This window comes from Mycobacterium sp., assembly GCF_004298145.1.
Classification (GTDB): domain Bacteria; phylum Actinomycetota; class Actinomycetes; order Mycobacteriales; family Mycobacteriaceae; genus Mycobacterium.
The window spans coordinates 50798-64315 of record NZ_SCRH01000052.1 but is presented as its reverse complement, the minus strand read 5'-3'; the positions used below and the strand labels follow the sequence as shown (position 1 = coordinate 64315).

Sequence of the window (13518 nt, the reverse complement as noted above, 5' to 3'; positions counted from 1 at the left end):
TTCCTCCCGTGTCTTCGCGCAAGCGCTCATCCCTTAACCTCTCGGGGTAGGCCGAGCACCCGCTCGGCGATGATGTTGCGCTGGATCTCGTTGGATCCGCCGTAGATGGTGTCGGCGCGGGTGAACAGGAACAGCCGCTGCCATTCGTCGAATTCGCCGTCGGCCAACGCCAGACCGGGTTTGCCGATGACGTCCATCGCCAACTCGCCCAGGTCGCGATGCCAGTTGGCCCACAACAGCTTCGACACGTTGTCCTGGCCCGGCTGCTCGACATCCATGGTGGCCAGCGCGTAGCTGCGCATCGCCCGCAGCCCGGTCCACGCCCGGGTCAGCCGCTCGCGGATGAACGGGTCGTCCGCGGCGCCGGTGCGCTGCGCGAGCTCGGCCAGATTGGAAAGCTCACGGGCATAACGGATCTGCTGTCCGAGCGTCGACACGCCCCTCTCGAAGGTCAGCGTTCCCATCGCGACCCGCCAGCCGTCGCCCGGCTCACCGACCACCAGGTTGGCGTCGGTGCGGGCGTCGTCGAAGAACACCTCGTTGAACTCCGCGGTGCCGGTGATCTGGACGATCGGGCGCACCTGAACGCCCGGCTGGTCCAGCGGCACCAGCAGATACGAGAGCCCCGCGTGCCGCCTGGAACCCTTCTCCGTGCGCGCGACGACGAAGCACCACTGCGACAGGTGCGCCAGCGACGTCCACACCTTCTGGCCGTTGATCACCCATCGATCGCCGTCCAGTTCGGCGGTGGTCGCCACGTTGGCCAGGTCGCTGCCTGCGCCGGGCTCCGAATAGCCCTGGCACCACAGCTCGGTGACGTCGAGGATCTTGGGCAGGAAACGCCGCTGCTGCTCGGGCGTCCCGAACGCGATCAGGGTCGGGCCCAGCAGCTCCTCGCCGAAGTGATTGACCTTGTCCGGGGCGTCGGCCCGGGCGTACTCCTCGTAGAACGCCACCCGGTGCGCGGTGGAAAGCCCGCGGCCGCCGTGCTCGACCGGCCAGCCCAGGCAGGTCAGTCCGGCCTGGGCGAGGTGCTGGTTCCAGGCCCGGCGTTCCTCGAAGGCCTCGTGCTCACGGCCCGGGCCACCGAGGCCCTTCAGAGCTGCGAATTCACCGACCAGATTGTCGGCGAGCCACGAGCGGACCTCGGCCCGGAACTCCTCGACATCCTGCATGCCTTGTAGGCTAACCTACCAAGCACTTGCTTTGTAGCTCGGTGACGATGCATGCCGCGTGGCGGCATGAGTGAGGAGCCGAGCGATCTGACTCAGAGCATTCGAGGAGCGTCGCCGATGACCACCGATCCCCGCACCGTGCCCGCGGCGCTGGATCATTTCGCGCGCCAGCACCCCGATCACGACGCCCTGATCACCGAGGAACGGTCCTTCACCGCCGCGGCGTTGCGCGATGAGGTGCGCCGGGCGGCGGCGGCGCTCATCGGCCTCGGTGTGCGGGCCGGCGACCGGGTGGCGATCTGGTCGCCCAACACCTGGCATTGGGTGGTGGCCTGCCTGGCCATCCACCACGCCGGCGCCGCGATGGTTCCGCTGAACACCCGCTACACGGCCGGAGAGGCCGGCGACATTCTGGCCCGCGTCGAGGCGCCGGTGCTGTTCGGCATGGGCGAATTCCTGGGCAACGACCGCGTCGCCGATCTGGATCGTGCGACGCTGCCCGCTTTGCGGCACGTCGTGCGGATACCGATCGACGCCCCAGACGGGACGTGGGACGAATTCCTCGCGCACGGCACCGATCTCAACGCGGTGGCCGCCCGCGCCGCGGCGGTCACGCCCGACGACGTCAGCGACATCCTGTTCACCTCGGGCACCACCGGCCGCAGCAAAGGCGTCCTGTGCGCGCACCGGCAGTCGCTGTCGGCCTCGGCGTCGTGGGCGGCCAACGGCAAGATCACCGGCGACGACCGCTACCTGTGCATCAATCCGTTCTTTCACAACTTCGGCTACAAGGCCGGCATCCTGGCCTGCCTGCAGACCGGCGCGACGCTGATCCCGCACCTGACCTTCGACCCGCTGCGCGCGCTGCAGGCGATCGAGCAACACCGCATCACGGTGCTGCCCGGGCCGCCGACGATTTACCAGACCCTGCTGGACCATCCGGCACGCGACGACTACGACCTGAGCTCGCTGCGCTTCGCCGTGACCGGGGCTGCCACCGTGCCGGTCGTGCTGGTCGAGCGCATGCAGTCCGAACTCGACATCGACATCGTGCTGACCGCCTACGGCCTCACCGAGGCCAACGGCATGGGAACCATGTGCCGCGCCGACGACGACGCGGTCACCGTCGCCACCACCTGTGGGCACCCGTTCGCCGACTTCGAATTGCGCATCGACGCCGAGGGATCCGGCGAATCGGGCGAGGTGTTGCTGCGCGGGCCCAATGTGATGCTGGGCTACCTCGACGACCCGGCGGCCACCGCGGCCGCCATCGACGCCGACGGCTGGCTGCACACCGGTGACATCGGTGTGCTCGACACGGCCGGCAACCTGCGCATCACCGACCGGCTGAAAGACATGTACATCTGCGGCGGATTCAACGTCTACCCCGCCGAGATCGAGCAGGTGCTGGCCCGGATGGAGGGCGTGGCCGACGCCGCGGTGATCGGGGTTCCCGACGAGCGCCTCGGCGAAGTCGGCCGGGCCTTCCTGGTCACCCGGCCCGGCGCCGAGCTCGATGAACAATCTGTGATCGCTTACACCCGTGAGTATTTGGCGAACTTCAAGGCACCGCGGTCGGTGCGGTTCGTCGACGCGTTGCCGCGCAATGCGGGCGGCAAGGTGGTCAAACCACAACTGCGAGAGCTGGACTGATGGATCTGGAGCTAGACGACGACACCTCGGCGTTTGCGGCCGAGGTCCGGGAATTCTTGTCGGCCAACGCCGAGTCGATCCCGACGAAGTCATATGACAACGCCGAAGGCTTTGACCAGCACCGGTATTGGGACCGGGTGCTGTTCGATGCCGGCCTTTCGGTGATCACCTGGCCGAAGCGCTACGGCGGCCGCGATGCGCCGCTGCTGCACTGGGTGGTGTTCGAAGAGGAGTACTTTCGCGCCGGGGCGCCCGGCCGCGCCAGCGCCAACGGCACCTCGATGCTGGCCCCGACGCTGTTCGCGCGCGGCACCGAAGAACAGCAGGACCGGATCCTGCCGAAAATGGCCAGCGGCGAAGAGATCTGGGCGCAGGCATGGTCGGAGCCCGAGTCGGGCAGCGACCTGGCGTCGCTGCGATCCACCGCCACCCAGACCGACGGCGGCTGGCTGCTCAACGGGCAGAAGATCTGGAGCTCGCGAGCCCCGTTCGCCGAGCGGGGATTCGGGCTGTTCCGGTCCGACCCCGGCGCCGAGCGCCACAACGGGCTCACCTACTTTATGTTCGACCTGAAAGCCAAGGGTGTCACCGTGCGGCCCATCGTCCAGCTGGGGGGCGACACCGGCTTCGGTGAGATCTTCCTCGACGACGTTTTCGTGCCCGACGCGGACGTGATCGGCACCCCGCACGAAGGTTGGCGGGCGGCCATGAGCACGTCCAGCAATGAGCGCGGCATGTCGCTGCGCAGCCCGGCCCGCTTCCTGGCGACGGCGGAACGGTTGGTGCGGCTGTGGAAGGACCGCGGCTCACCGGCCGCGTTCGCCGACCGCGTCGCCGACGGCTGGATCAAGGCGCAGTCCTACCGGCTGCAGACCTTCGGGACGGTGACCAGGCTGGCCCTCGGCGGTGAGCTGGGTGCCGAATCGTCGGTGACCAAAGTGTTCTGGTCCGATCTCGACGTCGAACTGCACCAGACGGCACTCGACCTCCTCGCCGCCGACGGGGAGCTCGCCGGCCCGTGGACCGAGGGGCTGCTGTTCGCTCTGGGCGGCCCGATCTACGCCGGCACCAACGAAATTCAGCGCAACATCATCTCCGAGCGGCTGCTGGGCCTGCCGCGCGAAAGGTCCGGGGGCAAGCAGTGAAATTTGCGCTAGACGAACAGCAGCGTGACTTCGCGGCCAGCATCGACGCCGCGCTCGGCGCGGCGGACCTGCCCGGCGCCGTGCGCGCGTGGGCCGCGGGCGACACCGCGCCGGGCCGCAAGGTGTGGGAGCAGCTGGCCAACCTGGGCGTCACCGCCCTGGCCGTGCCGGAGAAATTCGACGGCATCGAGGCTCATCCGATCGACCTGGTCGTCGCCATCGAGCGCCTCGGGCGTTGGTGTGTGCCCGGCCCGGTGGTCGAATCCATCGCTGTGGCACCGGTATTGCTGGCCTCCGACGATCACGCCGAGCACAGCGCCGCGCTGGCCTCCGGTGAGCTCATCGCCACCGTCGCGCTGCCGCCGCGGGTACCGCGCGCCGTCGACGCCGACGCGGCCGGGCTGGTCCTGCTGGCCGACGATGACGGGGTCGCCGAAGCCACCGCGGGTGACGAGCACGAGTCCGTCGACCCCAGCCGGCGCCTGTTCGACGTGACCGCGGCTGGGCCGGCGTGGGAGGCGGATGTCAAGCGCGCCTACGAGTTCGGCGCGCTGGCCACCGCGGCGCAACTGGTCGGCGCCGCCGAGGCGCTGCGCGACGCCGCCGTCGACTACGCCAAGCAACGCACCCAGTTCGGCCGGGTCATCGGCTCGTATCAGGCGATCAAACACAAGCTCGCCGATGTGCACATCGCCATCGAACTGGCCCGGCCGCTGGTGCACGGCGCGGCGTTGTCGCTGGACCCGCGCGACGTCAGCGCGGCCAAGGCGGCGGCGTCCGAGGCGGGGCTGTTGGCCGCGCGCTCGGCGCTGCAGACCCACGGCGCGATCGGTTTCACCCAGGAGCACGACCTGTCGTTGTTGCTGCTGCGGGTGCAGGCGCTGCGATCCGCCTGGGGCACGCCGGAGGACCATCGGCGGCGAGTGCTGGAGGCGTTATGAGCATGAGTGAAGAACGGCAGATGCTGGCCGAGACCGTCGCCGCCCTGGTGGCCAAGCACGCCGGTCCGGCGGCGGTGCGCGCCGCCATGGAGTCTGACCGCGGCTACGACGAGTCGCTCTGGCAACTGCTGTGCGAGCAGGTCGGCGCCGCGGCCCTGGTCATACCCGAGGAGTTGGGCGGTGCGGGCGGTGAATTGGCCGATGCCGCAGCGGTTTTACAGGAGCTGGGTCGTGCCCTGGTGCCGTCCCCGCTGCTGGGCACCACGCTGGCCGAGCTGGCGCTGCTGAGCGCCGCCGAGCCGGACGCCGCGACGCTGGGAGGCCTGGCCGAGGGCACCTCGATCGGCGCGCTGGTGCTCGATGCCGACTACGTGGTCAACGGCGACATCGCCGACGTCGTGGTCGCCGTCGAGGATGGCCGGCTGAGCAGGTGGACCCGATTCAGCGCGCAGGCCGTAACCACGATGGACCCGACCCGGCGTCTGGCGCGGGTGCAACCGGAGGAGACCGAGGCGATCGGCCCGGACCCGGGCCTGGCGAGCAAGGCGGCCGTCCTGCTGGCCGCCGAGCAGATCGGTGCCGCCGAACGCTGTTTGGAGCTGACCGTCGAATACGCCAAGGACCGAGTGCAATTCGGCCGGCCGATCGGCAGCTTCCAGGCGCTCAAGCATCGGATGGCCGACCTGTATGTCACGGTCGCGGCGGCGAAGGCCGTCGTCGCCGACGCGTGTGAGGACCCCACTCCCACCAACGCCGCCGCCGCCCGCCTGGCAGCCACCGAGGCGCTGAACACCGTGGCCGGCGAAGGCATCCAGCTGCATGGCGGCATCGCGATCACCTGGGAACACGACATGCACCTGTACTTCAAACGCGCCCACGGCAGCGCGCATCTGCTGGATACGCCACGAGAGCTGCTTAGCCGACTGGAATCCGAGGTACTCAAGACGCCGTGACCGATCGAGTCTCGCTGCGCGCCGGCATCCCACCGTTCTATGTGATGGATGTCTGGTTGGCGGCGGCCGAACGCCAGCGCAGCCACGGTGATCTGGTCAACTTGTCGGCGGGCCAGCCCAGCGTCGGAGCACCCGAGCCGGTGCGAGCGGCCGCGGCGGCGGCCGTGCGCTCCAACGAGCTCGGTTACTCGGTGTCGTTGGGCACCCCCGAGCTGCGTGCCGCGATCGCCGCGGACTACCAGCGCCAGCACGGGCTCGAGGTCGAACCCGACGCGGTGGTGATCACCACGGGCTCTTCGGGCGGGTTCCTGCTCACCTTCCTGTCCTGCTTCGACGTCGGTGATCGGGTGGCGCTGGCCAGCCCCGGCTATCCGTGCTACCGAAACATCTTGTCGGCATTGGGATGTGAGGTGGTCCAGATCCCCTGCGGGCCGCAGACCCGCTTCCAGCTCACCGCGCAGATGCTCGCCGAGCTCGACCCCCCGGTGCAGGGCGTCATCGTGGCGAGCCCCGCCAACCCCACCGGAACGGTCATCGCGCCACAGGAGCTGGCCGCGATCGCGTCCTGGTGCGACGCGTCGGGGGCGCGGTTGATCAGCGACGAGGTCTACCACGGCTTGGTCTACGAAGGCGCACCGCAGACGAGCTGTGCGTGGCAGACGTCGCGGAATGCCGTGGTGGTCAACAGCTTTTCGAAGTATTACGCGATGACGGGCTGGCGGCTGGGCTGGCTGCTGGTGCCGGCCGAGTTACGCCGCGCCGTGGATCGCCTCACCGGGAACTTCACCATCTGCCCGCCCGTGCTGTCGCAGCTCGCCGCGGTGGCGGCGTTCACCCCGGAGGCGACGGCCGAAGCCGACGGCAACCTGCACCACTACGCGAGGAACCGCTCGCTGCTGCTGGACGGGCTGCGCGGCATCGGCGTCGAGCGGCTGGCGCCCACCGACGGCGCCTTCTACGTGTACGCCGACGTCTCTGATTTCACCGAGGACTCGTTCGAGTTCTGTTCAAAACTGTTGGCAGAGGCCGGCGTGGCCATCGCACCGGGTATCGACTTCGACACCACCCGGGGCAATTCGTTCGTCCGGCTGTCCTTCGCCGGCCCCACCAACGACATCGAGGAAGCGGTGCGACGGCTCGGTCCGTGGCTTTCGGCGCGCTAGCGGCAGCGGACTAAGCGTCCAGCACCTGCCCGATGCGCGCCTCGAGCGCACCCCGCTCGCCGATACCGGCCATGTCGATGCCGAATCGCTCACCGAGCACGTCGACGACCGCCGCCGCGTCGTCGAGGCGGATTTTCTCGCTGCCGTCGGCGCGGTGGATGGTCAGGTGGCGGCCGGCCAGGTTATAGCGCGCGTCGTCGGTCGTCAGGGCGGCCATCAGGCCGGTCACGAAGATCGACGCGGGATGCGTTGAGACATACCAGCTCCCCACTTTCAGGTCGACCTGCGGCACGGTCTCGGTGCCGAAGACGTACAGCGGCCGCCACTCGCCGCGGACCAGGGCTTGCAACACCAGTCCGTCGCCACGGTCGTTGAGCCGGTACGGCTCGTGCGTTGTCTGCTGGGCGTTTCCGGTCTCGAAGCGGAGGGGGGAGGTCAGTGTCTGGCCACCGAAACCGACGTCGACCAGATACGAACCCTGCGATCCCGGGAACGTCACCGCCAACACCGTGTGTGTCTGGGCACCCAACGACGCGTCGGGCGGAAGCATCCAGACCACCCGGCCGGCCAAACGCCGCACCCGAAACCCGATCTCGGCCAGCACGTACCCCATCAGGCCGTTCTGCTCATAGCAGTAGCCACCACGGCGCCGGTACACCAGCTTGTCGGTGAGGGCTTCCGGGCTCAGGTCGTCGACCGGCACTCCCATCAGCGGATCGAGGTTCTCGAACGGGATCGACCCGGTGTGTGCGGTCATCAGATCCTGCAGCACCTCGAGGTTCGGCTCCGCGGCACCGCGGTAGTCGATGCGGTCGAAGTACCCAGTGAGATCCAGCGTCATAAAACCATTCTGGGCCCTGCGCGCAACGTCCGGCGGCCGGGTATCCCCGCGGGTGTAACGCCAGTGCGAAAAAACATTCGCGGAGTCGCAGTGGCGTTACGCTCGCGAACCGAGAAGCGGCGGGACGCCGCTACAGCCAGGTGTCTTGGGTGGTGGTGGTGAGGAATGCTTCCAGGTCGTCGCGCCACTGCGCCGGCGTCGTCTTGTCCGGCTCGATGCCGGTGTACTCACCGCGATAGAACAGCAGCGGCCGCGGCTTGATCTTGGGCGCCTCCGAAAGCGATTGCACCGCACCGAACACCACGAAGTGATCGCCCCCGTCGTGCGTGGAGGCCACCGTGCAGTCGATGTAGGCGAGCGACCCGTCGATGATCGGTGAACCGAGATCGGAAGGGTGCCAGTCGATGCCGGCGAACTTATCGGGCTCCTTGGAGCCGAAGCGGGCCGAGACGTGCTTCTGGTTCTCGGTCAGCATGTTGACGCAGAACCGGCCGGTGGCCTCGATCGCCTTCCAGGACCGCGACACCTTGGTGGGGCAGAACAGCACCAGCGGCGGGTCCAGCGACAGCGCCGCAAAGGACTGGCAGGCGAAGCCGACGGGGGCCTCGTCGTGCACGGTGGTGATGATGGTGATGCCGGTGCAGAACTGGCCCAGCACCTGCCGGAAGGTCAGCGGATCGAGGGGCGCCGACATGGTCAGCCGCGCATGCCGACCGTGAAGTCGTGGCCCCACAGGCTGACGGCGGTGCTTTCCCGGGCCACCCAGCCGTTGTCTTCGACTTGCCTTCCCTCGCAACCGAATTCGATATCGAACCCGCCGGGTGTCTTCATGTAGAACGACAGCATCAGGTCGTTGACGTGGCGGCCCAGGGTGGCCGACATGGGCACCTTGCGTCGCAGCGCCCGGTCCAGGCACAGCCCCACGTCGTCGGCGTTCTCGACCTCCATCATCAGGTGCACGATGCCGCTGGGCGTCGGCAGCGGCAGGAAGGCCAGGCTGTGGTGGCGCGGGTTGCAGCCGAAGAAGCGCAACCAGGCGGGGGCCCCGTCGGCGGGCCGGCCCACCACCTGCGGCGGCATCCGCATCGAGTCGCGCAGCTTGAAGCCGAGCACGTCGCGGTAGAAGTGCAGCGCCTCGTCGTCGTCGCGGGTGGACAACACCACGTGCCCCAGGCCCTGCTCAGCGGTGACGAACTTGTGCCCGTAGGGGCTGACCACCCGGCGGTGTTCCAGGGCGACGCCGTGGAAGACCTCCAGGCAGTTGCCCGACGGGTCGGAGAACCGGATCATCTCGACGACCCGGCGATCCGCCAGTTGCGCGGCGGTGGCTTCCTTGTAGGGGACGCCCTCCACGTCGAGCCTGTCCCGGATCTCTTGCAGGCCTGCGGCGTTCGCGCACTCCCAGCCGGCCTCCATGAGATGGTCGCGCTCACCGGGCACGATCACCAGCCGGGCCGGGAAATCGTCCATCCGCAGATACAGCGCGCCCTCGGTATTGCCTTGTGAGCCAGGTGAGCCCTCGACCATGCCGAGAACCTTCAGGCCGTACTCACGCCAGGCCGCCATGTCGGTGGCCTCGATGCGCAGATACCCCAACGAACGGATGCTCATCACGCACCTCCCAGGAAATCGATGGTGAGCTTGTTGAACTCGTCGAACTTCTCCACCTGCGCCCAGTGCCCACATTGCCCGAAAACATGCAGCTGCGCACGCGCAATGGTCTTGAGCGCGACCAGCGCCCCGTCCAGTGGATTGACCCGGTCCTCGCGGCCCCAGATCAGCAGCACGGGCTGGCGCAGCCGGTGCACCTCGCGCCACATCATGCCGAGTTCGAAATCGGCGCCCGCGAACGACATTCCCATCGCCCGGGTCGCCGTCAGCGATTCCGGCGTGCTGGCCAACGCGAACCGCTCATCGATCAAGTCGTCGGTGATCAGTTTCTGGTTGTAGACCATCACCCGCAGAAACGCCTCGAGGTTTTCCCGGGTGGGCTCGGCGGAGAACTTCCCCAGCCGCTTGACGCCCTCGGTGGGATCCGGCGCGAACAGGTTGATGCTCAGCCCGCCGGGCCCCATCAACACCAGGCGCCCGGCCCGGTCGGGGTGGTCCAGGGCGAACCGCACCGCAGTGCCCCCACCTAATGAATTGCCCACCAACGGGACTCGCCCCAGCCCCAGCTGGTCGAAGAGCCCCTTGAGCGCCCTGGCCGCGTAGTGGTTGAACTGCCCGTGTTCGGCGCGTTTGTCGGAGTGGCCGTATCCGGGCTGGTCCACGGCCAGCACGTGAAACCGCTCGGCGAGCACGGGAATGTTTCGCGACCAGTTCGTCCAGCTCGCCGCTCCCGGACCGCCGCCGTGCAGCAGCACGATCGTCTGATCGTTGCCGATCCCCGCCTCGTGGTAGTGCAACTTCAGCGGTCCGTCGACGTCGACCTCGACGAAGCGCGAGGTCGACTCGAACGTCAGCTCCCCCGTTGTGGCGGTCACTTAGCGCCGCTCTCCCCCGCAAGCGGGCGGTGCCCCCACCTCATCGCTACCCCAATCATCGTCGTCGGCGGGCACGGGTTAGACCATCGTGTCGCCGGGCGGCAACCCGAACTCGTTGTTCCCGAAGATCTGGTAGGCCCGCTCGGGATCGTTGGCCGCGTGCACCCGGCCGGCATGCGCGTCGCGCCAGAACCGTTGCACCGGTTGGTCATTGGCCAGGGCGGTGGCGCCGGAAGCCTCGAACAGGCGGTCGATGGAAGCGATAGCCCGACCGGTGGCGCGCACCTGGTCGCGGCGGGCGCGGGCGCGCAGGTCGAACGGGATCTCCTTGCCGGCCGACAGCAGCGCGTACTCGTCGGCGACGTTGCCGCTCAACTGGCGCCACGCGGCGTCGATGTCGCTGGCCGCTTCGGCGATGCGGACCTTGGCGAACGGGTCGTCCTTGGCCTTCTCGCCGGCGAACGCCGCACGCACCCGCTTACCCTGATGCTCGACGTGCGCGTCGTACGCACCGTAGGCCATGCCGACGATCGGCGCCGAGATGGTCGTGGGATGCATTGTGCCCCAAGGCATTTTATAGACCGGGGCGGTGTTGGTCTGGTACCCACCGGCGGTGCCGTCGTTCATCGCCTTGTAGGACAGGAACCGATGCCGCGGCACGAAGACATCCTTGACGACGATTGTGTTGCTGCCGGTGCCGCGCAGGCCGACGACGTGCCAGACGTCGTCGATGCGGTACTCGCTGCGCGGGATCAAGAAACTGCCGAAGTCGACCGGGCGGCCGTCCTTGATCACCGGGCCACCGAGGAAAGCCCATGTCGCGTGGTCACAGCCCGAGGACCAGTTCCACGCGCCGTTGACCAGGTAACCGCCATCGGTCACCACGCCCGCGCCCATCGGGGCGTACGACGAGGAAACCCGGGTCTTGGGGTCCTCGCCCCAGACCTCCTCCTGGGCCCGCTGGTCGAACAGGGCCAGATGCCAGTTGTGCACGCCGATGATGGAGCTGACCCAGCCGGTGGACCCACACGCGCTGGCCAGCCGCCGGACCGCCTCGTAGAACAGCGTCGGATCGCACTGCAATCCACCCCACTGCTCGGGCTGCAACAGGGTGAAGAAGCCCACGTCCTGCAGATCCTGAACGGTCTCGTCGGGCAGCCGCCGCAGATCCTCCGTCGCCTGCGCGCGTTCCCGGATCCGCGGAAGCAGATCATCGATGCCAGTCAAAATCGACTGCGCATCACGCTGTTGAATGGACGTCACTTAAGTTTGCCTCCTGGGCCAGACTTACACAGCGGACTTACACCAGAGACTAGAACACGTTCCGATTTGTGTCGAGCAGGGTATTCCTGCGGCTGGTAGCGATACGAATCCACTTTTCTGTAACATGTTCTAGTTACCACGAAAGGAAGGGACGGGCCTTGACCGAGGCTGATCCGGACCAAACACCCGACGAGCCACTCGGTGACCACGTCCTTGAACTGCAGATCGCCGAGGTCATCGCCGAGACCGAGGATGCGCGGTCGCTGGTGTTCGCGGTGCCCGCCGACGAAGGGGACCCCGACATCCCGCCCGCGCGGCTGCGGTACGCGCCGGGCCAGTTCCTGACGCTGCGCGTTCCCAGCGAGCGCACCGGGTCGGTGGCGCGCTGCTACTCGTTGTGCAGCTCGCCGTTCACCGACGACGCCCTGGCCGTCACGGTCAAACGAACCGCGGACGGATACGCCTCCAACTGGCTGTGCGACAACGCTCGCGCGGGCATGCGGATCCACGTGCTGGCCCCGTCCGGCAACTTCGTGCCGAAAACGCTGGGCGATGACTTCCTGCTGATGGCCGCGGGCAGCGGCATCACCCCGATCATGTCGATCTGCAAATCGGCGCTGGCCGACGGCAGCGGACAGGTGACGCTGATCTACGCCAACCGCGACGAGGATTCGGTGATCTTCGCCGACGCGCTGCGCGAACTGTCCGCCAAATATCCCGACCGGCTCACGGTCCTGCACTGGCTGGAATCGCTGCAGGGATTGCCGAGCGTCACCGCGCTGGCCAAGCTGGCGGCCCCCTACACCGATCGTCCCGTCTACATCTGCGGCCCGGGCGCATTCATGAACTCGGCCAAAGAAGCCCTGGAAACGCTGAAAGTTCCTGCGCCGCAAATACATATCGAGGTCTTCAAGTCGCTGGAATCGGACCCGTTCGCGGCGGTGAAGATCGAGGACACCCCCCAGGGCGACCAGCCGCCGGCCACCGCGGTGGTCGAACTCGACGGTGAAACCCACACCGTGTCGTGGCCGCGCAACGCCAAATTGCTCGACGTGCTGCTGGCCAAGGGCCTCGACGCACCGTTCTCCTGCCGCGAGGGTCACTGCGGCGCGTGTGCCTGCACCCTGCGCAAGGGCAAGGTGAACATGGAGGTCAACGACGTGCTCGAGCAGCAGGATCTCGACGAGGGACTGATTTTGGCCTGTCAATCTCACCCGGAATCTGATTCGGTAGAAGTCACCTACGACGAGTAGTCGCGGGTTAAGTTCACCCGTTGGGGTCAGCAAAGCGGGAAGGGGAGCATCGATGATGCGGCTGGTATGGGGATTCGCAGTCGCCGCAGCACTGCCGGTGTTTCTGCCCGCCGGGGTGTGCGCGGCGGCGAGCAACACCGCCACCACGCTGTTCCCGCTGGACGGGCCCAACCAGCTCGAGACGCGCGTGATCCTCAACTGCTTCAAAGCCGACGGCCACTGCGACTTCACCGCCGGAGCGGACATGCTCACGCCCGACGGAGCGGCCGGCTTCCCGCCCGGCCTGTGGGCCCGCCAGACCACCGAGATCCGGTCGTCGAACCGGCTGGCCTACCTCGACGCACACGCCAACGGGCAGAACGAGCGGGTGATGAAGTCGATGGGTTCCGACGAGATCACCACCGTCTACTTCGGGGAGGGCCCCCCGGACAAGTACCAGACGACGGGGCGCATCGACTCCACCGATTGGCAGACGGGCCAACCCAAGACCGACAACAACGTCATCGTCTGCACCCACATCCAGGTGGTCTATCCCGGGGTCAACATCACGTCCCCCAGCACCTGCGCGCAGACCACGTTCTCCTGAGCACTCCTCACGAGCCATCAGCGGCCATGACGCGAAAGCGTCTGCCGTGCCGGCCTTTC

13 protein-coding genes are annotated in these 13518 nt (G+C 67.8%); 7 read left to right on the top strand and 6 right to left on the bottom strand.

Features of this window, described 5'->3' with window-relative positions:
* Window positions 1-26: 26 nt before the first annotated feature.
* Window positions 27-1175 carry an acyl-CoA dehydrogenase IpdE1 gene (ipdE1, locus tag EPN51_RS21845; protein WP_293046861.1) on the bottom strand — a complete coding sequence of 383 codons (1149 nt, stop codon included), beginning with the start codon at window positions 1173-1175 and terminating at the stop codon, window positions 27-29.
* 117 nt (window positions 1176-1292) lie between these two features.
* On the opposite strand from ipdE1, the gene fadD3 reads away from it, so the two are divergent.
* The 5 genes from fadD3 to EPN51_RS21820 are packed head-to-tail and all read left to right on the top strand — an operon-like array spanning window position 1293 to window position 7030.
* A complete protein-coding gene (gene fadD3, locus EPN51_RS21840) occupies window positions 1293-2828 on the top strand; it encodes a 3-((3aS,4S,7aS)-7a-methyl-1,5-dioxo-octahydro-1H-inden-4-yl)propanoate--CoA ligase FadD3 (RefSeq protein ID WP_293046859.1) in 1536 nt (511 codons plus the stop codon).
* A complete protein-coding gene (locus EPN51_RS21835) occupies window positions 2828-3973 on the top strand; it encodes an acyl-CoA dehydrogenase family protein (protein WP_293046857.1) in 1146 nt (381 codons plus the stop codon). Before fadD3 ends, EPN51_RS21835 begins: the two co-directional genes overlap by 1 nt.
* A complete protein-coding gene (locus EPN51_RS21830) occupies window positions 3970-4914 on the top strand; it encodes an acyl-CoA dehydrogenase family protein (protein ID WP_293046855.1) in 945 nt (314 codons plus the stop codon). The genes EPN51_RS21835 and EPN51_RS21830 overlap by 4 nt, the downstream gene beginning before the upstream one ends.
* Complete coding sequence (locus tag EPN51_RS21825) at window positions 4911-5867, top strand: acyl-CoA dehydrogenase family protein (protein ID WP_293046853.1); 957 nt, start codon at window positions 4911-4913, stop codon at window positions 5865-5867. The genes EPN51_RS21830 and EPN51_RS21825 overlap by 4 nt, the downstream gene beginning before the upstream one ends.
* The gene (locus tag EPN51_RS21820; protein ID WP_293046851.1) at window positions 5864-7030 is read left to right on the top strand and encodes a pyridoxal phosphate-dependent aminotransferase; all 1167 of its coding nucleotides are present in this window, start codon (window positions 5864-5866) and stop codon (window positions 7028-7030) included. The genes EPN51_RS21825 and EPN51_RS21820 overlap by 4 nt, the downstream gene beginning before the upstream one ends.
* Before the next feature lie 10 nt (window positions 7031-7040).
* Here the strand turns inward: EPN51_RS21820 and EPN51_RS21815 are convergent, their stop codons facing one another.
* From EPN51_RS21815 to hsaA, 5 genes are all read right to left on the bottom strand, one after another.
* A complete protein-coding gene (locus tag EPN51_RS21815) occupies window positions 7041-7871 on the bottom strand; it encodes an arylamine N-acetyltransferase (protein WP_293046849.1) in 831 nt (276 codons plus the stop codon).
* Between the two features lie 130 nt (window positions 7872-8001).
* Complete coding sequence (gene hsaB / locus EPN51_RS21810; protein ID WP_293046847.1) at window positions 8002-8565, bottom strand: 3-hydroxy-9,10-secoandrosta-1,3,5(10)-triene-9,17-dione monooxygenase reductase subunit; 564 nt, start codon at window positions 8563-8565, stop codon at window positions 8002-8004.
* A gap of 2 nt (window positions 8566-8567) precedes the next feature.
* Window positions 8568-9482 (bottom strand): iron-dependent extradiol dioxygenase HsaC, encoded by a 915-nt coding sequence (gene hsaC, locus EPN51_RS21805; RefSeq protein WP_293046845.1) that lies wholly within the window; start codon window positions 9480-9482, stop codon window positions 8568-8570.
* Window positions 9482-10357 carry a 4,5:9,10-diseco-3-hydroxy-5,9,17-trioxoandrosta-1(10),2-diene-4-oate hydrolase gene (gene hsaD / locus EPN51_RS21800; protein ID WP_293046843.1) on the bottom strand — a complete coding sequence of 292 codons (876 nt, stop codon included), beginning with the start codon at window positions 10355-10357 and terminating at the stop codon, window positions 9482-9484. The genes hsaC and hsaD overlap by 1 nt, the downstream gene beginning before the upstream one ends.
* A 78-nt stretch (window positions 10358-10435) precedes the next feature.
* Complete coding sequence (hsaA, locus tag EPN51_RS21795; RefSeq protein WP_293046842.1) at window positions 10436-11620, bottom strand: 3-hydroxy-9,10-secoandrosta-1,3,5(10)-triene-9,17-dione monooxygenase oxygenase subunit; 1185 nt, start codon at window positions 11618-11620, stop codon at window positions 10436-10438.
* Between the two features lie 158 nt (window positions 11621-11778).
* Here hsaA and EPN51_RS21790 point away from each other — a divergent pair, with 158 nt between their 5' ends.
* Window positions 11779-12873 carry a ferredoxin--NADP reductase gene (locus tag EPN51_RS21790; protein WP_293046840.1) on the top strand — a complete coding sequence of 365 codons (1095 nt, stop codon included), beginning with the start codon at window positions 11779-11781 and terminating at the stop codon, window positions 12871-12873.
* 52 nt (window positions 12874-12925) lie between these two features.
* Complete coding sequence (locus tag EPN51_RS21785; RefSeq protein WP_293046838.1) at window positions 12926-13459, top strand: hypothetical protein; 534 nt, start codon at window positions 12926-12928, stop codon at window positions 13457-13459.
* The last annotated feature ends 59 nt before the right edge of the window (window positions 13460-13518 follow it).

Bases quoted from the DNA above. Each gene is read 5' to 3' on its own strand.
- hsaB (WP_293046847.1), bottom strand. From the start codon at position 8,565: ATGTCGGCGCCCCTCGATCCGCTGACCTTCCGGCAGGTGCTGGGCCAG.
- EPN51_RS21785 (WP_293046838.1), top strand. From the start codon at position 12,926: ATGATGCGGCTGGTATGGGGATTCGCAGTCGCCGCAGCACTGCCGGTG.
- fadD3 (WP_293046859.1), top strand. From the start codon at position 1,293: ATGACCACCGATCCCCGCACCGTGCCCGCGGCGCTGGATCATTTCGCG.
- EPN51_RS21825 (WP_293046853.1), top strand. From the start codon at position 4,911: ATGAGCATGAGTGAAGAACGGCAGATGCTGGCCGAGACCGTCGCCGCC.
- hsaC (WP_293046845.1), bottom strand. From the start codon at position 9,482: ATGAGCATCCGTTCGTTGGGGTATCTGCGCATCGAGGCCACCGACATG.
- EPN51_RS21815 (WP_293046849.1), bottom strand. From the start codon at position 7,871: ATGACGCTGGATCTCACTGGGTACTTCGACCGCATCGACTACCGCGGT.
- EPN51_RS21835 (WP_293046857.1), top strand. From the start codon at position 2,828: ATGGATCTGGAGCTAGACGACGACACCTCGGCGTTTGCGGCCGAGGTC.
- ipdE1 (WP_293046861.1), bottom strand. From the start codon at position 1,175: ATGCAGGATGTCGAGGAGTTCCGGGCCGAGGTCCGCTCGTGGCTCGCC.